This is a genomic window from Ligilactobacillus animalis KCTC 3501 = DSM 20602 (assembly GCF_001434535.1).
GTDB classification, from domain to species: Bacteria; Bacillota; Bacilli; order Lactobacillales; family Lactobacillaceae; genus Ligilactobacillus; species Ligilactobacillus animalis.
This window is the reverse complement of record NZ_AYYW01000014.1, coordinates 26439-52297: the sequence shown is the minus strand read 5'-3', so window position 1 is coordinate 52297 and position 25859 is coordinate 26439. Positions and strand designations below refer to the sequence as shown.

At 41.4% G+C, this 25859-nt stretch carries 31 protein-coding genes and 1 pseudogene; 9 read left to right on the top strand and 23 right to left on the bottom strand.

Going from position 1 to position 25859, the window contains the following annotated elements; all coding sequences use genetic code 11:
• Positions 1-232: 232 nt before the first annotated feature.
• From FC30_RS03070 to FC30_RS03045, 6 genes are all read right to left on the bottom strand, one after another.
• The gene (locus FC30_RS03070; RefSeq protein WP_010690016.1) at positions 233-586 is read right to left on the bottom strand and encodes a bacteriocin immunity protein; all 354 of its coding nucleotides are present in this window, start codon (positions 584-586) and stop codon (positions 233-235) included.
• Positions 587-600: 14 nt separating this feature from the next.
• On the bottom strand, positions 601-1614 hold the full coding sequence (gene add / locus FC30_RS03065) for an adenosine deaminase (RefSeq protein WP_010690017.1): 1014 nt from the start codon (positions 1612-1614) through the stop codon (positions 601-603).
• 196 nt (positions 1615-1810) lie between these two features.
• On the bottom strand, positions 1811-2233 hold the full coding sequence (locus FC30_RS03060) for a helix-turn-helix domain-containing protein (protein WP_010690019.1): 423 nt from the start codon (positions 2231-2233) through the stop codon (positions 1811-1813).
• 59 nt (positions 2234-2292) lie between these two features.
• Entirely contained in the window at positions 2293-3777 is a 1485-nt protein-coding gene (locus FC30_RS03055; protein WP_010690021.1) for a family 1 glycosylhydrolase, read from the bottom strand.
• A 19-nt stretch (positions 3778-3796) separates the two neighbouring features.
• A complete protein-coding gene (locus FC30_RS03050; RefSeq protein ID WP_010690023.1) occupies positions 3797-4357 on the bottom strand; it encodes a histidine phosphatase family protein in 561 nt (186 codons plus the stop codon).
• A gap of 391 nt (positions 4358-4748) precedes the next feature.
• The gene (locus tag FC30_RS03045) at positions 4749-6539 is read right to left on the bottom strand and encodes a DUF2207 family protein (RefSeq protein ID WP_010690024.1); all 1791 of its coding nucleotides are present in this window, start codon (positions 6537-6539) and stop codon (positions 4749-4751) included.
• A gap of 199 nt (positions 6540-6738) precedes the next feature.
• Here FC30_RS03045 and FC30_RS03040 point away from each other — a divergent pair, with 199 nt between their 5' ends.
• Both FC30_RS03040 and FC30_RS03035 read left to right on the top strand, forming a co-directional pair.
• Entirely contained in the window at positions 6739-7419 is a 681-nt protein-coding gene (locus FC30_RS03040) for a VIT1/CCC1 transporter family protein (protein ID WP_010690025.1), read from the top strand.
• Positions 7420-7425: 6 nt separating this feature from the next.
• Positions 7426-8100, top strand: a complete 675-nt coding sequence (locus FC30_RS03035) for a VIT1/CCC1 transporter family protein (RefSeq protein ID WP_010690026.1) — start codon at positions 7426-7428, stop codon at positions 8098-8100.
• Between the two features lie 359 nt (positions 8101-8459).
• On the opposite strand, the pseudogene FC30_RS03030 reads toward FC30_RS03035, so the two are convergent.
• The 5 genes and pseudogenes from FC30_RS03030 to FC30_RS02995 all read right to left on the bottom strand — a co-directional run bounded on the left by FC30_RS03030 (position 8460) and on the right by FC30_RS02995 (position 14152).
• A pseudogene (locus FC30_RS03030) lies at positions 8460-8771 on the bottom strand (hypothetical protein).
• 73 nt (positions 8772-8844) lie between these two features.
• Complete coding sequence (locus tag FC30_RS03025) at positions 8845-9624, bottom strand: LytR/AlgR family response regulator transcription factor (protein WP_010690029.1); 780 nt, start codon at positions 9622-9624, stop codon at positions 8845-8847.
• A gap of 5 nt (positions 9625-9629) precedes the next feature.
• The gene (locus FC30_RS03020; RefSeq protein WP_010690030.1) at positions 9630-10892 is read right to left on the bottom strand and encodes a GHKL domain-containing protein; all 1263 of its coding nucleotides are present in this window, start codon (positions 10890-10892) and stop codon (positions 9630-9632) included.
• A gap of 961 nt (positions 10893-11853) precedes the next feature.
• Positions 11854-13422 (bottom strand): hypothetical protein, encoded by a 1569-nt coding sequence (locus FC30_RS03000; protein ID WP_010690036.1) that lies wholly within the window; start codon positions 13420-13422, stop codon positions 11854-11856.
• A 1-nt stretch (position 13423) separates the two neighbouring features.
• Complete coding sequence (locus tag FC30_RS02995; RefSeq protein ID WP_010690037.1) at positions 13424-14152, bottom strand: ABC transporter ATP-binding protein; 729 nt, start codon at positions 14150-14152, stop codon at positions 13424-13426.
• A gap of 592 nt (positions 14153-14744) precedes the next feature.
• Between FC30_RS02995 and FC30_RS02990 the strand changes: the two genes are divergently transcribed.
• Both FC30_RS02990 and FC30_RS02985 read left to right on the top strand, forming a co-directional pair.
• Positions 14745-14945: a DUF1659 domain-containing protein gene (locus FC30_RS02990; RefSeq protein ID WP_010690038.1), complete on the top strand. Its 201-nt coding sequence runs from the start codon at positions 14745-14747 to the stop codon at positions 14943-14945.
• Between the two features lie 18 nt (positions 14946-14963).
• Entirely contained in the window at positions 14964-15200 is a 237-nt protein-coding gene (locus tag FC30_RS02985) for a DUF2922 domain-containing protein (protein WP_010690039.1), read from the top strand.
• A gap of 66 nt (positions 15201-15266) precedes the next feature.
• Here FC30_RS02985 and FC30_RS09455 read toward each other — a convergent pair whose 3' ends face one another.
• Complete coding sequence (locus FC30_RS09455; protein ID WP_010690040.1) at positions 15267-15407, bottom strand: hypothetical protein; 141 nt, start codon at positions 15405-15407, stop codon at positions 15267-15269.
• A 36-nt stretch (positions 15408-15443) separates the two neighbouring features.
• Positions 15444-15599, bottom strand: coding sequence for a hypothetical protein (locus tag FC30_RS09450; protein ID WP_010690041.1), 156 nt, complete (start codon positions 15597-15599; stop codon positions 15444-15446).
• Positions 15600-16103: 504 nt separating this feature from the next.
• Between FC30_RS09450 and FC30_RS02980 the strand changes: the two genes are divergently transcribed.
• The 3 genes from FC30_RS02980 to FC30_RS02970 are packed head-to-tail and all read left to right on the top strand — an operon-like array spanning position 16104 to position 16841.
• Positions 16104-16286: a hypothetical protein gene (locus tag FC30_RS02980; protein WP_010690042.1), complete on the top strand. Its 183-nt coding sequence runs from the start codon at positions 16104-16106 to the stop codon at positions 16284-16286.
• On the top strand, positions 16276-16476 hold the full coding sequence (locus FC30_RS02975) for a hypothetical protein (RefSeq protein WP_010690044.1): 201 nt from the start codon (positions 16276-16278) through the stop codon (positions 16474-16476). Before FC30_RS02980 ends, FC30_RS02975 begins: the two co-directional genes overlap by 11 nt.
• Positions 16477-16511: 35 nt before the next feature.
• Positions 16512-16841: a hypothetical protein gene (locus FC30_RS02970; RefSeq protein ID WP_010690046.1), complete on the top strand. Its 330-nt coding sequence runs from the start codon at positions 16512-16514 to the stop codon at positions 16839-16841.
• Between the two features lie 450 nt (positions 16842-17291).
• Here FC30_RS02970 and FC30_RS02960 read toward each other — a convergent pair whose 3' ends face one another.
• From FC30_RS02960 to FC30_RS02940, 6 genes are all read right to left on the bottom strand, one after another.
• A complete protein-coding gene (locus tag FC30_RS02960) occupies positions 17292-17954 on the bottom strand; it encodes a LytTR family DNA-binding domain-containing protein (protein WP_010690048.1) in 663 nt (220 codons plus the stop codon).
• Positions 17955-18027: 73 nt separating this feature from the next.
• Positions 18028-18444: an ABC-2 family transporter protein gene (locus tag FC30_RS09305; RefSeq protein ID WP_143828602.1), complete on the bottom strand. Its 417-nt coding sequence runs from the start codon at positions 18442-18444 to the stop codon at positions 18028-18030.
• Positions 18445-18475: 31 nt separating this feature from the next.
• Positions 18476-19252, bottom strand: a complete 777-nt coding sequence (locus FC30_RS02955) for an ABC-2 family transporter protein (protein ID WP_010690052.1) — start codon at positions 19250-19252, stop codon at positions 18476-18478.
• A complete protein-coding gene (locus FC30_RS09590; RefSeq protein WP_050778955.1) occupies positions 19249-19665 on the bottom strand; it encodes a P-loop NTPase family protein in 417 nt (138 codons plus the stop codon). Before FC30_RS09590 ends, FC30_RS02955 begins: the two co-directional genes overlap by 4 nt.
• 32 nt (positions 19666-19697) lie before the next feature.
• Positions 19698-20168 (bottom strand): ATP-binding cassette domain-containing protein, encoded by a 471-nt coding sequence (locus tag FC30_RS09585; protein ID WP_050778956.1) that lies wholly within the window; start codon positions 20166-20168, stop codon positions 19698-19700.
• A 95-nt stretch (positions 20169-20263) separates the two neighbouring features.
• Positions 20264-21355: a DHHA1 domain-containing protein gene (locus tag FC30_RS02940; protein WP_010690055.1), complete on the bottom strand. Its 1092-nt coding sequence runs from the start codon at positions 21353-21355 to the stop codon at positions 20264-20266.
• Positions 21356-21483: 128 nt separating this feature from the next.
• Between FC30_RS02940 and FC30_RS02935 the strand changes: the two genes are divergently transcribed.
• Positions 21484-22152: a histidine phosphatase family protein gene (locus tag FC30_RS02935; RefSeq protein ID WP_010690057.1), complete on the top strand. Its 669-nt coding sequence runs from the start codon at positions 21484-21486 to the stop codon at positions 22150-22152.
• A gap of 104 nt (positions 22153-22256) precedes the next feature.
• On the top strand, positions 22257-22511 hold the full coding sequence (locus FC30_RS02930; protein WP_010690069.1) for a hypothetical protein: 255 nt from the start codon (positions 22257-22259) through the stop codon (positions 22509-22511).
• A 62-nt stretch (positions 22512-22573) separates the two neighbouring features.
• Here the strand turns inward: FC30_RS02930 and FC30_RS02925 are convergent, their stop codons facing one another.
• From FC30_RS02925 to FC30_RS09825, 4 genes are all read right to left on the bottom strand, one after another.
• Positions 22574-23809, bottom strand: a complete 1236-nt coding sequence (locus FC30_RS02925; protein WP_010690071.1) for a S8 family serine peptidase — start codon at positions 23807-23809, stop codon at positions 22574-22576.
• Between the two features lie 126 nt (positions 23810-23935).
• Positions 23936-25216, bottom strand: coding sequence for an NCS2 family permease (locus FC30_RS02920; protein ID WP_010690073.1), 1281 nt, complete (start codon positions 25214-25216; stop codon positions 23936-23938).
• 190 nt (positions 25217-25406) lie between these two features.
• Entirely contained in the window at positions 25407-25574 is a 168-nt protein-coding gene (locus FC30_RS09580; RefSeq protein ID WP_010690075.1) for a hypothetical protein, read from the bottom strand.
• 4 nt (positions 25575-25578) lie between these two features.
• Positions 25579-25701: a hypothetical protein gene (locus tag FC30_RS09825; RefSeq protein WP_010690077.1), complete on the bottom strand. Its 123-nt coding sequence runs from the start codon at positions 25699-25701 to the stop codon at positions 25579-25581.
• Positions 25702-25859 lie beyond the last annotated feature (158 nt).

Here is a 25859-nt window from a genome sequence, read left to right as displayed (position 1 = left end):
GTAAAATTTATCTTTAAGCATAAAAAAAGCGCCTACTCCACACAAAATAAACTTGTCCCCAAGACAAGCTTCTCATGTGGATAAAGCACTTTGACTACTTTATCAATTAAGATAAGAATGATTATCTATAATATAATGTTAAACTTTTGATTTGTCAATCAGAAAACACAGTGCTCCCCCAAGCGGGTCATCCGCTAGGCACTGCTTTGAGATGCACGACTATATACACGGATCAGCGCCGCGGAAATTCTTCAAAAAAGCCATAGAATTGGGATTTATCGCTATAATCAGCCCGATAGCGACTATTTAGCCCCGCTTTTTTGGCAACATCACTTAGCTCGACTAGAAGTTTCCCGTCCTGCCCTAAAAAGCGAATTTTGTTGTTAAAACCAACTGCATAAATGTATTTAACAAGCCGATCCACCAAATATTCTGGATATTCTTCTTGATCGATCTTCTTATAGACTTGTGCCAACACATCTAAAATATCCAATAACCGCGCACTTTGTTCTGGACGTTCAGCTAAGCTATTATACAATTCATGAATCACTTCTTTTACATGCCCCACATCAACTTTTTGGCCCATTTTACTCACCTTGTCTAGTTATTTGCTAAATATTCATCTAATTCTGCTAGATAAAAAGCTTTTTGTTGTTCGCTGATCCAGGAAGCGGCAAAGGAATTCTTAGCTAAGGCCACGATCTGTTCTTTAGTTAAGTCATACTTTTGAGCTAGTGCGTAGTAGTTATCACCAATATAGCCTCCAAAATAGGCCGGATCATCAGAATGGATCGAAACTTTAACGCCTTTTGCTAACAATTCGAGCACTTCTTTGCCCTTCATATCAGACGCGATAAAGTCATTTGAGAGTGGACATGAAGTAAAACCAACCCCTTGTTTAGCGGCAAATTCAACTAGATCTGGATCCTCAACAATATTAGTTCCGTGATCGATCCGTTCAACGCCGATAACCTCTAACAATTCACGAATATGCTCTAATGAGTTGACTTGATCGACATCGGCGTGGGCTGTAACGTGTAAGCCATGCTCTTGAGCGGTACAGAACTGATTGAAAAACTTCATCGGTGGGTTATTGTGTTCATCTGAATCGAGGCCGACCCCAATAAATTTATCCTTGTAAGGTAAGGCCTCAAGTAAAGTCTTACGCGCCGATTCCCGGGACAGATCGCGCAAGAAACACATGATCAAACGCGCATCAATGTTTAACGCCCGTGCATCTACAGTTGCGCGATATAAACCATTGATGACTGTTTCAAATTTGACGCCACGACTAGTATGCGCTTGGAGATCAAAGAAGATTTCAGCATGTCGCACATTATTTTTAGCCGCTTTTTTGAGGTAGGCCATTGCCAATTCATAGAAATCCTCTTCGTGCACTAAAACTTCCATTGCTGGATAGTAGACCGCTAAAAATGACGCAAGATCATCATACTTTAAATTCTCCTCTACTTCAGCGATCGTCTTTTGACCGATATCAATGTTATTTTTCTGAGCTAATTTGAGTTTTAGTTCGGGTTCTAAGGTCCCTTCGATATGCACATGCAATTCAGCTTTGGGTAAGTTATGCGTAAAATCACGGGTCACTTCAGTCATGATACAGCCTCCATCGTTCGTTTTTGGTAAAATTTTATCTAATATAATACCATCAACAAGACAAAAGTCAACTAAATTCCGAATGAAAATCTATTCACTAAAGCAACGCATAACAAATAAGACAGCTTTCACCAAAAATGCCCATTCTGGTGAAGGCTGTCTTATCCGTACGGCGCTGACCGCTTTGGATCACACTCTAATCAAAGCGAAGGTGGACTGAACGCCCACTGATCTCAGCTAACCGCAATAATTCATCTGTTGTCGGCAAAGCTTCACCAGCTTCGATCGTTTTTAGCCGTTCCCAGCTAAAGCCTGCTTTATATGCAAAATGTGGCTGATCTAGCCCCATTTCTTGCCGTAATTTTCGGACTGCAAATTGATAATCTACTTGTAGATTACGAACTCGGTAGGCTTGTTTTTGTTCAGGGGTCAATTCGATCATTTTAGCATTGAAATTAGTATGTTGATCGCCCTGTTCCTCGGTGGTAAAAGCTTGTAACTGGCGCTTTTTTTGCGCTGCTTTGGCTAAGATCGCCTGTTTACTGGCAGCCATTTCGCGGATAAAGCCAGCTACATCCGGTAAAGTACCTACCATCAACTCGTTTGCTCGTTTGCCCACTGCATCACTTCATTTCCCTATTTTCACTTAATTATAGCAAAAATAACCCGGGAAATTGCTTAAATCGTCAGATCTTCACCATTTGAAGCAATAACTTTTTGATACCAGTAAAATGAATCTTTGGGGATCCGCTTCAAGCTACCATTACCAAAATCATCACGATCGACATAGACAAAGCCATAGCGCTTCTTCATCTCACCCGTCCCATTGGACACAAGGTCGATACAGCCCCACATCGTGTAGCCCATAAGATCGACGCCATCTAGCTCGACCGCATCTTTCATCGACCGGATGTTTGCATTTAAATATTTGATCCGATAATCATCGTGAACTTTACCATCACTTGTGAGCTCATCACTCCAACCAAGGCCATTTTCCACGACCCAAAGTGGTTTGTGGTATCGATCCCACAAAACGTTCAAAGCTAGTCGCAAACAATCAGGATCAGTGGCCCAGCCCCAAGCATTGGTCTCTAAGTAAGGATTTTTGATCCCATTGATCCCTAAATTCCCACTATCAACAGCTTCTTGTTCATGCGTCGTCAAGACATTTGAACCATAACAAGAAAAGCTCACAAAATCGACCGGATAGTCTTTGAGCAAAGCATGATCTTCTGGCGCAATATCAAGCTTGATACCTTCACGTTCATATTCTTTTAATTTATAGTCAGGATAGCGGCCACCGGCTTGAACATCGGCATAGAAAAGCATCTTTTGGTTGTATTCCATAACTTTGATCTGATCGGCGGGATCACAAGTATACGGATATACCGGCTGATAAGCTAACATCATGCCGACCTGCATATTTTCATCGATCTCATGGGCTAGCTTGACTGCCAAAGCACTAGCGACAAATTGATCATGCGCAGCTTGCGCCCGGCTTTGCAAACTCGAATCCAACAAGCCTGCTCCCATATATGGGGCTAGATCAACGGCATTGATCTCATTAAAGGTCAACCAATACTTCACTTTGCCTTTATAGTGTGTGAAGACAGTTCGCACATAATTTTCAAAGAACTTGATCAACTTGCGATTTTTCCAGCCACCATAGTCATTGATCAGACCAAGAGGCGTCTCGTAGTGCGAAAGAGTTACCAGCGGTTCCATCCCATACTGTTTGCATAGGTCAAAGATCTTATCATAAAAGACTAGCCCAGCTTCATTTGGCGTTTCTTCATCGCCATTTGGAAAGATCCGTGACCAATTGAGTGAGAGCCGATAACACTTAAATCCCATCTCTGCCATCAATTTAAGGTCTTCTTCATAGTGATGATAAAAATCTGTCGCTGTATGACTTGGATAGTAATACCCGTCGACTAACGCTGGTTTTGCACCCACTGGCAGTTCAAAATCGCTCCCCCATTCAAGTGGAGTTGCTCCCGTCGTGCCGTCAGATCTTTTCCACGTAACTTTACGTGGTTCAGTTGCTGAGCCGTTCGTTAAAACATCGACCGCATTTAGACCTTTACCATCTTCAGCAAAGCTACCTTCATATTGGTTGGCAGCCGTTGCGCCACCCCACAAAAAATCTTTCTTAAAAGCCAATCAGCTCACCCTTTCTTGTCTAAACCGTCAACTCTACCTGTTCTAACAGTTCAAACGTATCATTTTCTTTATCGAAGCCATATTTAAAGATCGCCCCATTTGGGATATAGGAGAGCTCGAGCTGGTCATCCCAGCGTTTGATAAATTGTAAACACGCATTAGCATGTGTGACTGCCAAAACGGTGTGACCGCTGGAACGGTGCATCAATTCAGTACAGGTCGTAACGATCCGATCTTGAACTTCAAAATCACTTTCGCCACCGTACTTAACAAAAAGATCACCATACGGGCGCAAGTGTTGTAGGTAATTATGCTCACCTTCAAGCAGACCGAAGTTTTGTTCCTTCAATCCCTTTAGACGCATATATGGTAATGACGTAACTTGACGCAAAGTATCACAACAGCGCTCAGAAGCTGAACAATAAGCCGCCGAAAGATCGACTTCTTTAAAATATTCGCTTGCTCGCTTGGCTTTCTTGATACCGTTTTCAGCAAGTGGTGAATCACTCCAACCTTCGATCTTACCCAATTGGTTGAATAATGTTTCACCGTGTCGCATTAAATACAATATTTGTTTCATAAGCCTCCCATAAAGTATACTCTTTTAAAAATATGACTTTACTTAATCAGTATAACGCTTTCTTTCTGACTAAGCAAAGAACAACTGCTACAATAATTCCTGATTATCATTATCCGTTTTTTTACTTAAATTAATAATAAAGCAGTGCTAAGAAAACCTTAAGATTTCTTAGCACTGCACTAGAATCGAAACGTGTTCGGCAGCACAGCTCCTAGGAAATAACTGCCCCCTAGCTTCGAGGCAAAATACGCCTCATGAGCCACATAGCCGAAACGTGTTCGGCAAAGCAGCTCCTAGGAAATAACAATGTCCCAGCCATGAGGCAAAATACGCCTCATGGCTGGGATACCGTTATTTCTACGGCGCTAAACGCTTTGCCTCACACTCTGCCTTAGAATGCACCGCCGGTTCCGCCGCCACCGCCACCGGAACTACCACCGGAGAAACCACCTGAACTACCACTAGACGATGAATCAACATTGGCTGCCGCAATACTTTGTTCAAAACTTGAGGTGAAACTGTCATTCCAACTACCTGCAAAATACAATGCATAGTAAATACCAAAACCAGTCTCTAATTCAGCCACACTAAACTCGGCTTTCAAGGCCTTGATGACCTTCTTCGCTAATCCAAATGCAACTGCATACGGCATGATCTGCTCCCATAAAACAATGTCGCCTACTTCGCGCAGATCAAAACGCCCAACATCTTTTAACATCGATCTGAAACACCGTAATTCATAGATCTCTCTGTCTCCCGTTGGCGTATAACCCGAGTGCGTCATCAAATACTTGGCACTCAATAAAATGATCACGATCCCTAAACCTAAACAGACCCATCTGATCGTTCCACTAAAGATAACTCCCAATAACAATAAGATCCCTAAGTTGACAAAAGCACCTAGCATAACAGTAATACACCAAGTATGCGTCTTTTTATCGATATAGTTATAGGCATCAGCTTGACGTTTTACCCGCTTAGCCCATTGCTCAAATTTTTTACTAAGCGCCTTGGCTTTACTGCGCTTGTTTTTTACCTGCTTAAGGGTCTTTAGATCAAATTCAGTCCCATTTCCGATATTCTTAAAGAGAAAACGCAATAAGCTATCTTCTAAAATTGCCTTATCCTTCAACTTGATCACATAATTTTCTTTGTCTGAAGCTTCAACGATCTCCAACTTTCCTTGACCCGCAAGCTCCAATAAATGTGCACTGAATGCTTGATTATTCGGCTGCATTTGGTTTAATACCGCAAAAGCTACTTCAGGCGCATACTTAGGGATCTCATAACTATGCTTAAGTGGCGGTAATTTGGTCTTTTTATTTCCCGGGTTTGCCACCAAGATCCCGATAAAGCCTAGTGAAAGGGTGAACACAAGCCCACTGAAAATATTTTTGATGATTCGTGCCTTTTTTTCCTCAGCTTTACGTTTTTGATTAGCTTCATTAGCCAACTTAGCCTCGGCTTGCTGGATCCTTTCTTTTGCCTTTTCGTTAGACACTTGCGGATTAATAGGTGTGACCGAGGTCGGGAAAAGCATATGTGTCTCCAACATCTCATCGGTATCAAGTTCATCAAGTGTCAGCGTCACTTTACCCTGCTTGCGATCAACATCGGTATAGCCGGTCAAAGGACCATGCGTCCAAGCTTGCAGATCATTGATCGGAGCTTGGGGCAATTGCACCGTCACCTTGACATTATGCAAGCGCACATCCCAACCAGCACCGAGGATCTTCCAATTCAACTCAGCCGTATCTTGATAGTTCGTGATCAAGCCACTCAAAACATAGTGATAGTTCACCGTCAACTTATCATCACTGACTTTATGATAGACTTTGAGCTTTAAATTATCTGCCGTCTTTGTTTGCGTAAATGTATTGTTCTCCCCTGTTGAGCTCTCAGTCAACTGAGTCGTTTGACCATTCTGGGTGATCGAGACCTCAATTCCACTGACATCAGTAACTTTAGTCAGGTTTTGGTCGTAATATACCCCATTAAAATCGCCATCAAATTCATAGGTTATTCGTTGGGTAAAAAATATTTCGCCACCTTCACGTACAATTGCCGTTGCATCATAGTCAGTTATTTGATAATCACCATCTGCTAAAGCCGTACTACTCGCAGTGAAGAATAAGCCTAGACCAACCAACAGACTTACGATCAATTTACCTATCCTGTTCATTTTCATTGCCCCCTTTGCCTGATACTGTCTCTTCTTAATTATCTCAAAATTGTTAACTTAAGACAAAGATTAGCATTAGATCTATAATTATAGGTATACAGATGAAATATTTTTGGGTAACTTAAATTTTTTGTTTACAAATTTAAATTCTACGGTAGAATATAGTTTAGAATCATTCTAAAAAAAGAGGTTATCAATTATGGATAGTAAATTGACTTTAGCTCAGCGCGTCAATATTTTACGTGCGAGTGTCATGGGTGCAAATGATGGGATCATCTCAGTTGCTGGGATCGTTGTCGGGGTAGCTGGGGCTTCTGCCAGTAACTATGGGATCTTTATCTCAGGGATCGCCGGAATGCTAGCGGGGACCGTTTCGATGGCAATGGGCGAATATGTTTCAGTTAGTACGCAAAAAGACTCTGAAAAGCAAGCCGTCGCTGAGGAAAAAGCACGCTTAAAATTGAACTATGAGCATGAATTTGAAATGGTCAAACAAAAATATTTAGCTCAAGGGATCAGACCCGATCTAGCACAAAAAGCAACGGAAGAAATGATGCAAAAAGATCCACTCGTGACCACAGTTCGCGAACGCTATGGCTTAAATATCAATGAGATCATCGACCCGTATGCCGCAGCGATCGCTTCAATGGTCTCATTTCCAACTGGTTCATTATTGCCGATGCTTGCGATCACGCTGTTTCCCGAAAAGATCAAGATCATTGCGACCTTCATCGCTGTTTTGATCGCTTTAGCTTTGACTGGCTGGGGCGCAGCTATTTTAAGTAAGGCTGATAAAAAGCAAGGTATCATCCGCAACGTCATCTCGGGGACACTGACGATGGCAGTTACATATTTGATCGGGAAAATTATTGGGGGGTAGACGCAGATGAAAAAGACAAGTTCAATGAGTGAACGGCTCAATACCTTACGGGCTGGGGTCTTAGGCTCAAATGATGGGATCTTGACCGTGGTCGGCGTATTGTTCAGTGTGGCGGTGGCAACGACTGATCAATTTACGATCTTTATCGCGGGGCTTTCTGATCTACTAGCCTGTGCTTTTTCGATGGCAGCTGGCGAGTACGCTTCGGTCAGCACGCAAAAAGATGCCGAAAAAGCGGCAGTCGCTAAAGAAAAGCAATTATTAAAGACTGATTTTTCAAGTGAATTAGCAACTGTCAAAATGTTTTACGTTGAACGGGGCGTAAGCGAACAAACTGCTGCTTTGATCGCCCAAGATCTGATGTCAAAAAAGCCACTTGAGACCATCATCAGCATCAAATACAACCTAAATCTCGGGCAATATATGAATCCGTGGAATGCGGCTCTCTCGTCTTTAGTCTCGGCTTCGATCGGTGGGATCTTCCCGTTAGCAGCCATGACTTTGAGTCCAGTTCAATATCAATGGCCGGCCACGATCTTAGCGGTCTGTGTCTCAGTCGCACTGACCGGCTATTTAAGTGCTAAATTGGGCAATGGCATGGTCAAGACTGCTATCCTACGCAACTTGATAGTAGGGATCATCACTATGATCATCCACTACACCGTCGGGATCATGCTATAAATACACAGTGCGAAGAATTGCGCTTAGCTCCGTAGAAATAACTGCAGCGCAACTTTGAGGCGCTTTTTGCCTCGGAGTTGTGATGGGGTTATTTCCTAGGAGCTGCAATTCGCAGCACGACTTTACACAGTGCGGAGAAAATCGGGATGAGCCGTACGGATAGCCTAGGATAGGCGATGATGCGGGCTTAGCATCATTGACTATCCGTAGCTATACGCTAGGCTCAGATTTTCGCAGCACGACTTCACAGTGCAAAGAAGTACAAATAAAGAATAAGCGATAAAGCAAACGCGGGCTCCACCATATCTTGGTGGAGCCCGCGTTATTCATACGGCACTAACCGCATTATCACATACTTATTAGTCCACTTGATATTTCCGTAAAAATTGCTGTTCACTGACAACACGATGGTCGGTCACATCTAAATAGTCACCTTAGTCGGCCATGACATACATCGTATAACCGCAAAAGCCACCACCTAAAGTCCCGATCATCTCCAACTTTAGGTTTACCATAGTCGAGGTATCTAGCGCTGGCATCACGATGCGTAAACGCTTACCGACCCAAGTCAAATAATGCTTAGCAAAAGCTTCTTTGACCCATTGGGGCTGTTCATTAGTCCGACTTACTTGCCAAACTTCCACTGTTTTTCCGTGTAATTTAGCTTGCATTTTGCTCACTTCCCAGCTCTAGTATACGCCAAAAATAATTATTTGTTTAAAAAAATTTGGTCCCTAATGTTATTCATTGTATCTTTCCCAGTTCATCGATCAAGTGCTTGACTTGCTTGAGCGAACGACGTGGAAAATACTCGAACTCACCATTAACAAACAGGATCTTTCTTTCCTTAAGATCGATCGACTTGATATTTTTGGCGTTGACGATACACGATTGTGAGATCGGATGTAAAAACTCGGATTGCTCGACTAGCTCCTTTAAATTGCCATTAAATTCAGCGATCCCATCAACTTTATAGAGGCGCAGTCGATGTGGGCGCTCAGTCGTTACGATGCAGACGACATCATCAATATTTTCGTTATATATCTTGTGGCCGATCTTATAGGTAAAGGTGTATTTTTGTGCTGTATGACTTGTAGCGATATTTTCTAAAGCTAAGGCCAAGGCCTCTGTTATTCGACCTTGAAATTCCGAGCGCGTCGAATCTTTGATGATATAATCCAAAGCACCGATCCGCCGATGGAAAGTCATTAGTGCCAATTCATCATGCGTTGTTACAAAAATGATCTGCGCTTTAGGATCTTGTCGTTTGATCGCTTCGGCTAGATCCAAACCTGTCCTATCATACTGTTTAGGCGAAAGTTCGATATCTAAAAAATAGATTCCTCCCGTCACTTGATGGTCGGTGACCGCTTGTAGCGTCGCAGCATATGAGGTGTAGTACCCTAAAAATCCTAGTTTCCCCTGTCGCTCATCATCTTGGATCACGATCGCCCGCTCAAGCATCTCGGCTAGGCCTTGGGCTTGCGCTAATTCATCATCACATACGAGCACTTGATGTTTCATCTCTCTCACCTTTCTTCCAAAACGACCTTCATCTCAAAGGTAAATTCATGCTTGGCTGACGTATACTCGATAAAAATATTGTTGTAGTCTGATACGATCTCACGCACAGTCGTAAGTCCCACCCCATAATGTCCGGCTTTAGTCGAATAGCCCGCATTTTCGATCTGAGCTAATTCAACTTTTTCATGTCGGCAACGATTTTTCAGCATGATCTCTAACACGCCCTCTGTCTGATAGAGTGCCATTTGGACATAAGCACTTGCCCCTAAAAGACGACTTTCTTCGATCGCATTATCTAAAACGATCCCGATGATCCGCACTAGATCAAAGGTATCTAAATGCGCAGGCGTCTTGATCTCTTGCCGACATTCAAAATCGACTTTGATATCATAGCTGAATAAAATGTTTAACTTATTGATAAAGATACTCTTTAACTGTAGATCTTTGATATTATCTACATCATTAAAACGCCACAAAAGTTTATCCGTAAAATTTTTTTGCGAATATTTAGCTAACTGCTGTAAAGCTTGTGCACTCTTGCCCGCCCGAATGCTTTCTTCTAGACTGAGCAACATATTTTGATAATCATGCTTGAATTTGCGCAACTTACGCTGATTTAGCTCTAATTCACGCATATAGGCTTCCAGATCGCGCCGCTGTTCTTCGAGGTCTTTTTTATGCTGATACTGTTTGATCAAAGAGTAAATGATCCCGACAAAAATCAACTGGATCACGGTAAAACCAAATAAGATCCCCGTCACAAACTTACTTTGACTCACATCCCGGATAAAAAGAAACGAGTTCAAAGCAAGCCCCATGTAGCAAATAAGCAAAAAGAAGGGTTTTCCGGTCTCGCTATCCAGCTCACTATCAACTTTAAGATGCACTCCTATGTAAACCAAGATCGCACCACACAACGCCTCAACTGCTAAATGCCCTAAAGCAAAATAATTTGCAGAATAATAACGCCAGAGAATATCACTTGCTAAAACTGCAATGAATGTTAGGCAATTTGCCAGCACTAATCGCCCTAGTAGTGCATAATTACGTGGTTTGGTCCGATAAAAGAAGTAAAATGCGAGCATTTCTAACGCCAAGGAACAGTATTTCCCAACGATCCCCGCTTGATCTAAACTGACCAGGAGTGGCAAAGTAACTGCGATAAAAAGCACCGTCTGTGACCGACTCTTGTTAGGCTTGATCAAAAGGTAGATCGCACTATATTCAATAATCGTTGCGATCAGGCTAAAGCCCCATCGATACAGCATATCCGATCCCTTCTATCATCAAAATTCTTGATTTCATCTTAACATAAGACAATATTTGGACTATACTCAAATACTCGAAAAAAGTTGCCATACTAACACATTTCAGTTGAGCTCGTCTTTGCTTCCCGAATATGAGTAAAAATAGCCCAGTTATGATACTTTCAGTTAGCGCCAGCATATTGATGCTATCCTTTATTAGGAAGGATCGAAGGTGCTCAATATGAAAAAATATTATTTCTTTGCTTCATTACTAAGTTTAATACTCTTAGCTTTTTTGACGTTGACGATGACAAAAGTAATTTTTCGTTTATCCTTTATCATCAATTCTCTGTTATTAGTTATTTGGGCCCTCGCTGTTATTCTATTTCATCGGACACTAGTGAGGCTCAAGAAGTTGCTTGCATCTAAAATTTTTTATCTTTTAGGCTATTTCTACGTCATGGTACAAGTTCTCTTAGCAATAGCGCTTGGCGCTTGGCGTTTATCGACTAGTAACTACCCCAAGGGATATAGTTACCGAAATTTGCTATTCGCTTCTATTATTGATCCTCGTCGGAATCATGATATACCTAATTATTCGAGCTATTTGGGTCTATAAGGGGAAAAGCCCTATTAAAAAAGCACAGGCTAGCCTATGCTCTTGTTAGATCAATAATCATGGCACAAAATACGACCAATACAAATGAAATGCCCATTTCAAGATTGATCCAAAATAATAAGATAGCTACAAATATTGCTACTAATACTTTAAGATTCAGAATATATTTATCCATCCAATACCACAGAGTCCAAAATATTCCTACCCCTGTTCCTACCGTGAACCAAAAAAATTCTGCGATCGAATCCAAGATCCCCTGCACGCTACTCACCCCATAATAACTATAATAATTCCAAAACTATTTTATGCTAAAAACTCAAAAAATAGTGCAAACACTCATAAGTGGTCCTTTGGCTAACATATTTATTCGATCTGTTGCCAAAAAGTCTTGCGATAGTACCCATGACACCAAATCGTTACCCCTAAAATAACAAGCGGTATTACAGTATTTGTTACCCAAGCAGGTAATACCGTAGCCAAGAAAATAGCGATTCCCATAATGATCCCTTCAACTAATAATAATACTGCCCCTTGCAAAAATAGTACGATCTGTCCGCCACCGCGTGTAAAAAGTTGTGAGATGTCGACCCATTCTAGATATCGTTTTCGCCAATCTCTAACGAAAAAATATATGGTACATACATAAGTTGCACTTAGGATCCCTATCAAAAAATATACCCACCCCCACCACGGAAAATGAGTGATTATCCCTAAACTAACAGCTACTACAAATGATAGACTCATTTGTAGCCAACAGACGATCTTAAACTTATTCTTGAGATATCGTTTCAAACTAAGTGGTAGACTCTCAATAAAATATAGATTTTCACGATCTAGTGAGATGATGATCGCTCCTAATGAAGTTATTCCATACATTAATGGTGTTAAACATACGCCCACTAGTAAAAAGATCCCATAGTATCTCCCCGTAATATTTTGTAGCGCCAGGTTTTGTCCCCATAAGCCAGGTAACATAAACATTAGTGGGATCATCAAACTCCCCAAGATCACCTGCAATAATAAAGTGGGATCACTCAATAATCTTATATTGTAATGCTGTAAAACCCGATCCAAATTATTAAACTCATGGTGCTTTTTGACGACTTTAGTAACTTTATCACTCATCAATTGAGCATTTAGATCCCTCAAGAAGAGCTTACTCAAGCCCCAGCCCAAGATTCCGATAACACCTAATATCTCTAGTAAACTAAAGATCACCGCTTGCCAACTTGGCATCACGATCAATTTGTAAAATGGTAATGCTATCGCTATCACTTTGACATGTTCAGCTACTTTAAAGACATCTTTGAAAAGAGCATAGCTAAATACGATTATCACCATTGAAAATCCCAACAAGACAAAAGTAATGATCTTTTTGTGGTGCTGAAAGAATTTACTTCTAGTCAAAGAAAAGACGAGTAAATTTCCCAAAAGGCACAACAAAATAACTAATAAAAGATACGCTAAACTCGCAGCCAAGACTCTTAACCAAAAGAAGCCTTGTGCTTGCCAAGCAGTCAATAACATCATGACATAAAGTGGCAAAGTTACTGGTAGTGTCGACCAAAATACCGTCAGCATTTTTGCCAAAAAAAGCTCACTCATCTTAAATGGTAACGGCAAATAAGCATTCAGATCGCGACTATCAAAAAAGATGTTGTAAATAAACATTATTTCCTGGGAAATAGTGACCACTCCAAACCACACGACCATCAGCGTAAATAGTCCCGGCGATCGTATAAAGTCACTTGCTAAAAATATCCACCCAAAGACGACAGCTAATAGGGCCCCACTACCTAGATCCATCAATAAAAACTTCTTGATCAGTTGGTCCCCACTCTTGTGATTCTTCCGCTCTCTTAGCGTCAGTTCAGGTTGACGGTAGATCAGACTTACCTTGATCAAAGCCCATAACCGATGCAGATCGATCATCTCATTCACCCTCTTTCCGGCCGGCTAACTCTAGATAGATCTGTTCTAAAGATTTCCCTGGTTCTTTGGCTAACAGTTCCGCCACGGTACCATTGTAGATCAGTGAACCCTTCTTCAAGATCGCTAGTTCATCACACAATTGTTGAGCCGTATCTAAGATATGTGTTGAAAAGATCACCGTCTTTCCCTTCGCAACGTGCTTTTTCATCATCTCTTTTAGATCATAAGCAGCTTGCGGGTCTAGTCCTTGTAGTGGTTCATCTAAGACCCAGATATCTGGCTCAGATAATAAAGCTCCCACGATGATCGCTTTTTGGCGCATCCCGTGTGAATAGCTCTCCATGACTTCATCTTGGCGTTCTAAGATCCCAAATGAGCCAGCTAATTCTTTGATCCTAGTAGCCTTTTCACTTGCCTTGATCTCATAAGCAGCCGCTAGCATGTCCCAGTATTCAGCTGCCGTTAGCTGTAAAAAGATATCGGGTGAATCGGGAACATAGCCGATCATTTTCTTGACCAAAAAGCGTTGCTCGGCCAAATCTTTCCCATCAACTATGATCTGCCCCGCATCTGGATTTAAGATCGAGACTAAGCTCTTTATGGTCGTTGATTTTCCCGCTCCATTATGGCCTAAAAAGCCAAAGATCTTTCCCGCTGGGATCACCAAGTTCAAATTATTCAAAGCGATCACATTATCATATTTTTTAGTTACACCTTTGAATTCGATCATCTGTACCACCTCACTGTAAGTATAACTTATCTTTGGCGCAGAAATGGTATTTATCAGATGTGGTCTTTTTTATGACAAATATGTACACGCAAAAAAAAAGCAGCACATGTAGTACTGCCCAGATCGAAGACAAACCTTATTTTATTTAATGAGTGTTTGTCTTTTTTTATGTATATTGATATTATCTGCCCGATGTGTCCACAATGAAAAACCAACAATAATTCCCAACACAATGATCCCGACAAGCGCAAATTTTGCTTTTAGACCCTTTTCTTTTCCATTGTTATTCCTCCCTAACACTTCAAATCCTAAAGTATCGGTGATTTAAATTCCACCATCAACGATAGAGCATTTTACATCTTTGTCCAACACCTTAAATTCTTTCTTACGTATCTTTTAGCTCCTTTCTATAATCCGATCATGCTATCAAAAAAGTTGAAAAAGTATCTCCAAACAGTAAATGGTCCTATTTTTCAGTAAGTGGTCATTTTTCAAAAAAATTATTTTTTAGGGTTACATATCAGCAACTCATTTCGTTATTAGTAGTGTAAGGGCGATCGACTTACAGAATAAATCTAAGGAGGACTAACCAATGACTGAAGCAATCTGGGACAAAAATGAAATTCGCGTAAAACTTGTAAAAAAGGACGGGACAACACGACAACGTTCCTTTAACAATGTGATCCAAGGTGCAACTCCCGATCAACTCCATCAATTTGGACAACTCATCGCTATGTTGACTGGCGAACAGCTAAAAGAAGTTTATGTCATGACCACAAGCCACACTAATTAAGCACGGAGGTAACACATTATGAAAAAATTAGATCTCATCTTCTTATCCACTGCTAAGCATGCGACACACCACATGCAGCTAAACTTTGTCGATACCGATCTTGACACGGAAAAGGTCAAACAAGCGATGCAACAACTCGCTGATCTGAAGTTATTTGTCGACAAGGATAAGAATCCCATGTATGAGGTTCCCATGGGCACACGGTATGTCACGACCACTGATCACGTTTTATTCGATAATAAACCCGCAAAATAACCCGGGTTAAAAACCTTATGCCCCGTTAACACCAAAGCACGACCGAGTTGACCTCGGTCGTGCTTTTTACTTTGTCTGTTCGCTTTGAAAGCCCCGTTCAAAGCCATGTGTTATGTCATCTAAATGCAAGAGTCCAGATAGAAAAAGGGCCCCAACGACCAACAATAATAATACGCCACCTAAAATAGTTAGCTTATGTTTTTTCATTTTATCGCCCTCTCGTACAACAAAGAAGATATATTGCTATTTTTGGTTCTGCGCCTCTCTCATACCATCTCTGATTCCTTGCATAAAGCCATCCCCATTATCGTTACCACTCAAAGCCAGATAAGCAACTAGACCTAATACTACGAGTACACTACACAAGATGACCACATTACGTTTTTTATGCTTTTTCATCACGATCCTCCTAAATTTCTTAATTTTCACAATATTAAGATAACGCAAAAATGGGGCAAACCGCGAAAATCGTCGTATTTGGGTGTTCTTGTATCCAATTTGAGTAAAATAAAATATATAGGTCTAAATCTACAAGTTAAATTTATCATTAACTGCATAATATAATTCTTTTCTTGGTTCGCTATATGCTTTATTTCTATTAAGCACAAGCAAATTGTATATTTTTCCACTGACCTGAATTCAAAAACTAGCTAAGATGTTTCCTGCATTCTCTAGTCTAGGATAAAACATTTACACTACTCAACAACAACCTACCAAAATTCCAAACTTGTTATGTAAAGCAACATGAAAAAACTAGTATCGTATGTAACATTCTCTATTTTGAAAAAATCCTGCTACCAGTAGGCAAAATCCTGTAACCCAATTGATTTTAGTTAGTAAGGAGTTTATCTTTAGGTGCAAGGAAAGATCGCTCTTTCCTAAAAAACATTGGAGGTATGGTATATGAAAAATTTAGCAGAATATACAGCTTTACCCGAAAATGAACTCGAATCAATTTCAGGTGGGGCAACAATTTCCCCTAAGATCCGCGGTGATTGGGTTGTGGGGTCTGTGGGATTTGCAACAGAATTCGCTGTTGCTTACTATTATGAACATCGAAAGGAGAAGAAACGATATGGTAAGTAAATTAAATTTTCCAATTTTATCAATCGCTGAACTTCAAACCTCGATTGGCGGTTCCAGACCAATCTCCGATGAAGAGAATTCCGGAAATGCAGGAACTTTCTTTACTGCCTTAGGTGCTGGTGCATTTCTTGGTTCACTCGCTGCAGATGCCAATTATACTCCTAAAAAAAGACGTAAAAAGCGACGTTAAATCGCTAATTTTTAGGTAAAGGTCGGTGAATATACATGTTGGTTTTAAAAAAAGTTACTACTTCTGTATGGATCAAAAGTGGCGATTATGCTTGCTTATCACTTGTTAGCTTTTTAGCTAGCTTAAACACATTTTCATCTTGGTTAGAACCTGGCTTACTAGTTCTTGTTTTTAGCGGTTTATCCAGCCTAGAATGTAAAAACAATAAATTATTTTTTTCGCAGCTCGAATTCTTAGAAGGGATCATCCTCGCGACTGCCGTCTATGCCATGTGTTTTTATTACCTAGCCGACAGAGAAGTTATGGTACTTTTTGCCTTTGTGATCACTTGCCGGCTATTCGATAAACTCGCTAAGCTCAAATAGTTCGCATAAGCAGTCCCTAAAATTATTTTAATGAGGGTCGGTGAATAGCAATGTCAGTTTTGAAAAAAGCCAGCATCTCTTGGTGGGGCAAAGCTAACTGCTATGTCTGCTTAACGTTCATTAGCACTTGGGCTAGCCTTGATCCAGTCTCATCTTGGCTATCTCCAGTCCTATCAACGCTTACCATCAGTATGCTGTGCGGTCTAGAGTATAGGCAACATAAGTGGACCTTCGCATGGCCAAAGTTTTTCAAAGGATGTATTCTGGCCTTTGCGATCTATGCTATGCTCACATTCTATGCAAGAGATCAACTGGTCTTTATGAGCTGTGTCTTCATTGCCACACTCCAACTGCTCAGTCACCCCGATCAATAGCTCCACACAATAATAGCCAAGAAAAGATCGTAGTTGTTCTTTTTCTTAGCTATTATTGTGTTAAGAATTGAGTAGTTTACGCAAAACGTTCGGCTAGTATCTTGAATTTTTGCCGTGAGACTGGGCATTTCAGTCCGTTAACAAATGTCGCAGTCGCGTTCAACTTATCTAACATGTAGACATTTCCCGGGTTAAGAAGATAACTCTGATGACTTCGCCAGAGACGCGGATTTTCTTTTTCCAAAACATGCAAATTCTTAGGTACTTGGATCGTTTGTTTATCTACGAGCCACAAAACAGCAGCATGCGTGTTAGAGCAATGCGACTCCACATAACAGATCTGTTCAAGTTCGACCTTGATGATCTTTCCCCGACATTTAAAACAAAGATCCGTAGCTTTTTCAAGCTCCTGCAAGGCGGCCATCAATTCTTGATACCACGTTTGGGCATAACAAAAAATAACTGCAGTTGCCTGTAATTGATAGCGATACATCCAAAAGCAAAGCTCTTTTTGATCAACTAAGAAAATAAATTTCTGACCTGGATTCAACTGCTGGCGCAACTTACAGGTCGCCAAAGTCTGTTGGCACAACTTCTGGGTCAAAACTACGATCCAGACTTGAGCTGACATCTTCTCTAACGCCTGAAGTTCGTCACAACAAGGAACCTTCGACAGATAATCCTTTAATTTAGCATTTGCATCTAACGACAATGCTGGCACAAAATACATAACCTCCATTTTTCATTCCCCCTTTAGCGTAATTTTAACGCAAAATCATCCCCGTGGGTAAAAATGTTTTGAATGAATTTTTCTAAGCCGCTGAAAAATACCGCTTCAAACCTAATTTCCACTGCCACCGTGAAACAATGTACAAAAACAACGTCAGTCCAGCTAATAGAGATAAACTTGTTAGTCCAGCATGCCTTTTGAGCAATAAAATCGGCAAATTGGTCACTGTAAGGATGGGAATGAGCCAAGTAAAAATGATCTGCAGGCTCACTGGGAAAAATGCGCGGGGACGACTAAAGATCCCGACTAGATCTTCAACTATCCCACTCAAGGCGCTGGTCCGCACGATCCAAAAGGCACAGCCGATACACAATTGATTCAATAAAAAAACGACACAAACACCTAATAAACACGCTAAAAAATACCATACTAATAAAATACTAATGCTAAAGCTAGCGTTAAACATCCCGTCGCACGGTAGATCATGAATTGTTTCCAACTTCTACTCCAAACACATTGCAAGATCCGCATCAACTCTCGACCCCCTCATACCGCTTTGTTCCCCGTAAAAAAGTGAACTTATAGATCATAGTCAGTAACATGATCCACCCAAGCACAGCTAAAAAGTAATTACTTGATCTCTCTAGCGCTAGTTGGCCAGTCATGATCCGCGTCGGGACATCGGTCACCAGCGAAAAAGGATTGTACTGGAGAAACCTAAATATCGCTTCGGGTAAGCTGCTCAGTGGAAAATACCGCCCACCTAGCATAAGATAACAAGCCGTCACAAAAGCGCGCAGAGGCCACAATTCCAATAACCAAAAGGCCAGCATCCCAAATAATAGCATCAAACCATAAAACATCAGCAGGGCTAGTGCCAAATAAACTAATAGCCACAGCAAGCGCCACAACGACAGCTCTAGTGTCCATAACAAATACCCGATCACACCTAATTCCAGTAATAGACTCGGCACTTGCGCCCCTAAAAAATGCACTAAACTCTCACCATATAGGGAAACTGGGCGCAATAACAGTGTTGATAAACGCCCGCTTTTGATCTGATCGGCCAATCTAAAAGCTGGCGCCACGCTAAATAACAACTCTAAAAGATTAGTACTCAAAAGATACAGACTCAACTGTTTGAGCGAATAGCCTTTGAGCATAAGAGCATCATTGGTGTATAGCGCCTGCCATACGGAAATATTGACTACTAGCTGTAACCCTAGCAAAATGTATTGCAACCAAAGATCTGTCCGGTACATCACTTTTTCTTTTAAACTCGTCCAAAAAATAACCGCATACTTCATCTTGCTTCCTCGATCAATTGACTGATCAGTTCTTCTAAGCTGAGCCCACGTTGCTTGATCGTTAAAATATTTTCGGGCTCAAGCTCAGCTACCTTTGAAAAAAGTTCAGCTGCACTCCAAGTCACTTTAACGATCTGTCCTTTAGCCAAATACTCTACATCAAAGAGTTTTCTAGTTACCAAGTTGTTCACTAACTGATCACAGTCATCATCAAAGATCAGCGCTCCTTGATTTAAGATCAAGAGACGATCAGCTAGCTGTTCCATATCTTTGACATAGTGAGAAGTCGTCACGATCGTCGTCTTATTTTGCTGATTTTCGGCACGCAAGATCTTGTAGATCGCCTTTTGGGTCACTAGATCAAGGCCCAATGTCGGTTCATCTAAAAAAAGATACTTGGGTTCATGTAGCAAAACCGTGATCAGCTCACACTTGACCCTTTGTCCTAAAGATAGCTTTCTGACCGCAGATAGATCCGGTCGGTCGCAGCCAGCTGTTCACTCAACCAGTTGAGCCGTGCATGGTATTGCTCAGCCCCAAGTTCATACAGCGCTGCCAACATATCGTATGTATCGATCGGTGGTAGATCCCAGATCAATTGCGAGCGTTGGCCTAATAAGACCCCGATCTGTTTTAAAAAATGGGGTCTGCGTTCATTAGGGAGCGCCTGGTCGATCACGATCGTTCCTTGGGCCAAGGGTAAGATCCCCGTCAGCAATTTGACTAGAGTCGTCTTGCCCGCACCGTTGCGCCCGATCAAGCCGACCATCTCGCCTTCTCTGATCGTAAATGAGACATCAGCTACTGCCGTGACTTGTTGCTTTCTCCGTTTGAAAAAATCACGGATGACGCCATTTACACCTTGAGCCCGCGTAAATGTGGTGTATTGTAACGTTGCATGTTTGACCTCGATCATGTGCCCAGCCCCCTTTTTTTGTCACTAAGCTTAATGCAACAAAAAAAGCTCCGCAAGTGCAATACAGGATTTAGCACTTGCAGAGCAGGATTTAGTTAATCAGCATTTCCAAATAAGACTGCGAGCTTGGCTGCCATTTCTGGATCGAGTTGATCAGCTAATGAAGCTTTATCACTATTATTTTGTTTAGCAACATCAGCATTTAGCGTGGAGCGTTGGCGCATCGATTCGATCACCGCTTGTTCGGCAACTTTAAGGGGTTCAACTTCTAATTTTCCACCAGCGGAATCGGCATGCCCACCACCACCAAAATATTCAGCGGCAAATTTAGCCACATCGAGCCGTCCATTAGAGCGTAAAGAAACACTGTGGCCATCGATCACTAAGGCTGCATCGACATCGTAACGTTTCAACAACGCATGCGCGATCTCCGACTTATAATCACTGGCATAGACAACGCCAAAGCTGTGCCCATCCAACTCACAGGTCTCAACATTTTTAAGGTGTTTTTCCAAATAACGCGTCCGTCTGCCAGCTAAGGTGTGGATCAACAGTTCGTTTGCTTGCCGGTAATCTTCCCAGCCTGTAGCAAAGACACTTTCGACAAAATTGCACGATTTACTCAACGGATAGAACCAAAATAGTTGATTCAATTCATCAGCTGCTTGTCTTTCTTCGACCGACATCAATGGATCATTTTGCCAATCCCAAGTATCATACGCCCGGATCAACTCTACCAATTCCGCCACTTGCGCCCGTTTCTTTTCCGGGATCTTCATAAAATCAGGCTTTTGGCTCAACCAATCATAGACCAAGCTGACCGCACTCGGATTTTTCCCCTCATCTAGTGGTTTGATGCAGTTTAGCGCATAGTTGTTCCGTAATTCTTCTTCGCTTTCATGATGGTCAAAGATCAACCAATGATTAGCGAAGCGTTGCTCGAGCTGTTGGAACGAATAATCGCTATCCGGTGTCATATCCATAATGTAGACATCGGTAAAGCGAGAAATATCGGGTTGTCGGAACCAATAGGATAATTCGCGATCAAGATTGCCTGCCGAACAAGTCGTTAGGTCAAATTCAACGTCCTTAAAAAGGTAAGGCGCTAGCGTCGTGATCAAGACGGGAGCTCCAAATCCGTCTAAGTCGTTATGCGAAAAAAGCTTGATATGTCGTGTCTTTTTCAAATGTAATTTCCTTTCTAAGATTACGCTCATTTTTTACTCTAGCCTAATTATACCCGTAACAACGCTTTAAAAGCTAGTCTGTGCATGTTATTATTTAAAGTATCGAAAAAACAGTGAGGAATATTACAATGACATTTACACTTTATATGGTGCGCCATGGGCAAACGATCTTGAATAGTTATAACCGTCTCCAAGGCTGGTGTGACTCACCTTTAACGCAAAAAGGGGTCAACGATGCCAAAAGTGCGGGTAAGCATTTAGCCGACATCAAGTTCGACAAAGCTTATCATTCCGATACGACACGTGCCATGCGTACCTGCCATTTCATCTTAGAAAATAACCAACACTCCCAAGATATCGTGCCAAGTGAGCTCAAAAACTTCCGCGAACAAAGCTTTGGCTATTTCGAAGGTAACGACGCAGCTCAAACTTGGCTCATGGTCGGAGCATTACACGGTTGTCGCACATATAACGATATTTTAGAAAAATATAACCTAGGAAAAACGCGCGATCTCTTGCATGAGACCGATCCTTTCAAGGATGCCGAAAATGATGAACAATATTGGGCCCGAATCAATGCCGGTTTTGAGCACCTACGTAAAAATACAGCGGACGGTCAAAAAGTGCTCTTAGTCAGCCACAGCATCACGATCAGAAGTATTGTCGATCATTTTGCCCCTGATCTAGGCGCTGAAAAATTAGGTCCTAAAAACGGTGCTGTCACAAAATTGACTGTGACTGACGATGATGTCAAAGTCGAATACTACAACCACTACTTAGATAGTGAAACTTATTAGCTAAAAAAGACCGAGTTTTGCGGTCTTTTTTTGTTGCATTCATTTTTATGTAAGCGTATTCTCCTAAGTGTAAATAAAATTCATAGTAAAGGTGGCAATCTATTATGAGTACAAAAGAAAATATCGTCGCAACTTTAGAAAAATTCGTTACCGAACTCAAACAGACCCAACCCGGTACCAAATTTACCGAATACATCGAAGAGACCGTTACAGCCTTTAAGAACAGTTCCGACGAAGCCTTTAAAGCTGAATTACATAAATTCACCAATATGGCGCCAGTCATCAAACGTTCAACCCCAAAATTGAGTGAAAAAGCTAATGAATTGTTCGATAAACTGCAAACTTTAGCGCAAAAATAAGCCGGTCAGCGCTAAATAAATAAACGCGGGATCCATCCATCGTGGGTCCCGCGTTTATTTATCTAAAAATGCGTACTGCCCGCATAGCCTAACATCACAAACATGATCAGCCAAAGCGAAAAGACTAGTAAAAAGATATTATAACTCAGATTGAATAGGCGATTCAGTCTAAAAGGCTTTGCCATATCTAAACGCCAACTAAAATACAACTGAAAGAGCGTAAAGATCACTAATAAGCCTAAGATCCAATATTTCATCGTCTGATCATTGGCTTGGATCGGCACCAACAAATACGCTAAGATCAAAAGCAACAAAGTATTGATACTTACCCCTAGCAAATACTTGTTCTTACGCCGTCTGATGGCCAACATCAAGGCTAGGCCAGCTGTTATCAAAGTCAAAATAACCAGGGAAATACCCAGATATATATCACTTTTGTTAAAAGTTTTAGCGATCACATGACTGATATTATGGTGTTTTTCGATCGCCTGTGGACTAAAATACACTGCGAGTTGTTGTTTGACTTGCGCAGGTGCTACTCTTTGCGCCAGCAGACTGGCAGCCGTCCCGCTGACAAACGCCGTACTATACGCATCACCAGTGACCTTCTGGATCCGATTATCCATTCCCAATGCTAGTTGTTCAGCTGGAGCATAGTAGGTCCGCCCCCTGTCCAGTAGCTCGAAATACTCGTTAAACGTTCCGACCGTGTCAACTCCTCTTATCTGCCCCAAACGCTTGTCCGCAGTAAAAAATAAGCCTCCCTGCGCGAGATACTTATTTACCAGTGCTTTTATCTGTGGCGTTATTTGGTCGACTTTAAAACTGAGATCTAAAACTTCAACGCGATCACTTAAAGCCTGTTGCAAAGCGGCTTGTAGCGCGTGACTAGTGGTATCTACTTTATATGAATAGAGTTTAACATTAGGCGCTAAACCGATCATTTTATAGTGGTTATCTTTAGCTCCGATAATACTCGCGATCTTAGTTCCCTGACCGGTCTGATCAAATGGCTCATTTTGCCCCGAAAGATCGTAAGCAGCTGCGATATTTAATTCATGTCCTACTTTAGGTGAAATCCCTGAGTCAATGATACCGACGCTGACATTTTTTTGGTGCGCTTTAGTTAGATCGATCTTAGGGTAATACAAAGAAACAGCATACCCAGCCTGTTCATGCTTCAACGCAAATTCGCCCGTATGTCCGATCGGTTTACTCACTAAGCCATTACGATAATAAAAACAAATAACTAATGCCAAAAGCAACATTACACAACTGAGCTTTTGGAAAAATTTCACCTAACTCACCACCCTCAATTTAGACCATTTTCATCCCTAAGCATAGCAAGTCTTCACATCTAAAAACAATACTTTTTTAATAAAAAAAGGTTTTAAACAGAATGCTCTGCTTAAAACCTAATTTTACTATAGTAAGACTGCTTCACAGATCAACTGCAAAATAAATAAGACACTCAATAAACATAATAATGGATTTAATTTATCCATTTTACGTGCCGCAAATTTTACCAATGGATAAGCTGCAAACCCAAAGGCTAAACCAACTGAGATCGAGCCGGTCAACGGGATCAACACGATGATCAAAAAGGCCGGGAACCATTCTGAAAAATCGTCAAAATCCAAGGCTTTCAACTGTTGCATCATGATCGCTCCTGTAATGATGATCACCGGTGCGATCGCCGCTTGTGGAACATAGCTGAGCAGTGGGATAAAGAATAATGACAAGACAAACATTGCGCCACTGACGAGCGTCATCAAGCCCGTCTTGCCACCAGATTCGATCCCGGCGGCACTTTCAGCTGCGGCAACGGTCGGACTTGTACCTAAGAAGCCTGAACAAAATGTCGCTACCGAGCTAGCTTCAAACGTCTTTTTAAATTTCTTCGCATCTGGTAATAAACCTTCTAAGATCCCCATCGATTCAAAGATCAAGATCATCGACATCGAAAAAACTGCCAAGAGGAATTTCAAAGAAAACAAGCTACTAAAATCACCTTGAAATAAGAGTGCACTGTACTTACCCAGATCAGCTAAACTGACCTTAGGCGGATCTTGAAGTCCAACCTTAAAGACCACACCCAAGGCACTCGTTACAACGATCCCGATCATAAAACTTCCCTTAGTTCTCTTTAGATATAAAACTAGGGTCAAAGCTAAACCAAATAAGGCTAAAAGCGCTTCTGGATCAGTTAGGTGTCCTACAGCTAAGAGTGAGCGGGAGCCACCTTGTTGGATCAATTTGGCTTTCTCTAGGCCTAAAGTAACTAAAAACAGCCCGATCCCCGCTGTGATCCCGATCTTTAACTCTTGGGGGATCGCTTCAGATAGTTTCTCGCTCGCCTTGCTGAAGGCTACCAGCATGTACAATACACTACTGATGATCGAGATCGCGATCGCTTGTTGCCAATTTAAGTGCATTCCGACCACTAAAGTATAGGTGAAGAAGGCATTGATCCCCATTCCTGGAGTGATGATGATCGGAGCATTTGCCCAAAGCCCCATGATCAAACACCCTAGCGCCGAAGAAAAGATCGTCGCAAACACACTCAAAGTTGCTGGGATATGGGCATCAGCCAAGATCAGTGGATTTACGATGATGATATATGAGATCGCAAAAAAGCCCGTTAGCCCCGCAATGATCTCCGTCTTTTTTGCTTGCTTAGTCAAATTTTTAAAATTAGCTAACACTTTCGCCCCTCGTTTCTATTATTTTTTAACACATTATTCAATTCTAGCAAAAATTTTAGCCAACTACCAAAATTGATTTTTTCTATCTACTTCATATTAAAAAAAGTAATATCGTCCTTTGAAACAAATTATAATCATTTTATCATAAAACAAGAACCACTATGCTGAGTCCTCGTTATTTGCTTATTTATTACCAAAAATAGCGCAGGATCGAAAATAACATTACTCCAGCCAAGACCAATGTCATCACTAAGACGATCACTCGCCGGCGCCAATTAGGCTTTTTTTCGACGGGAATGTCTTTTCTGACCTTTTCCATTCGTTTTGCGATCCCTTCTCTTAACGGATCTTCACTCATCAGCTTAGCTCCCTAACACTTCTTGATACATTGCCACCGATCCCATCTCAGCTTGCTGTCTTTGGGCTGCCAAGAGGGTATCTAAATATGCTCGGTCACTTGCTGCTCGTTTTAGCTTTTGGACCATCTGCTCGAGTTGATCGCTGTTAGTCAGGATAAAGATCTGCTTTCGTTGCTCATTTTCACGTTTCTTTTCATACCCGAATTGTCAAATTAAGTTAGAAAAGAGATAAGTGTTCATTTGTAAATTTAATTAAAATAAACTTTTATTATTTTGCGTTCAAT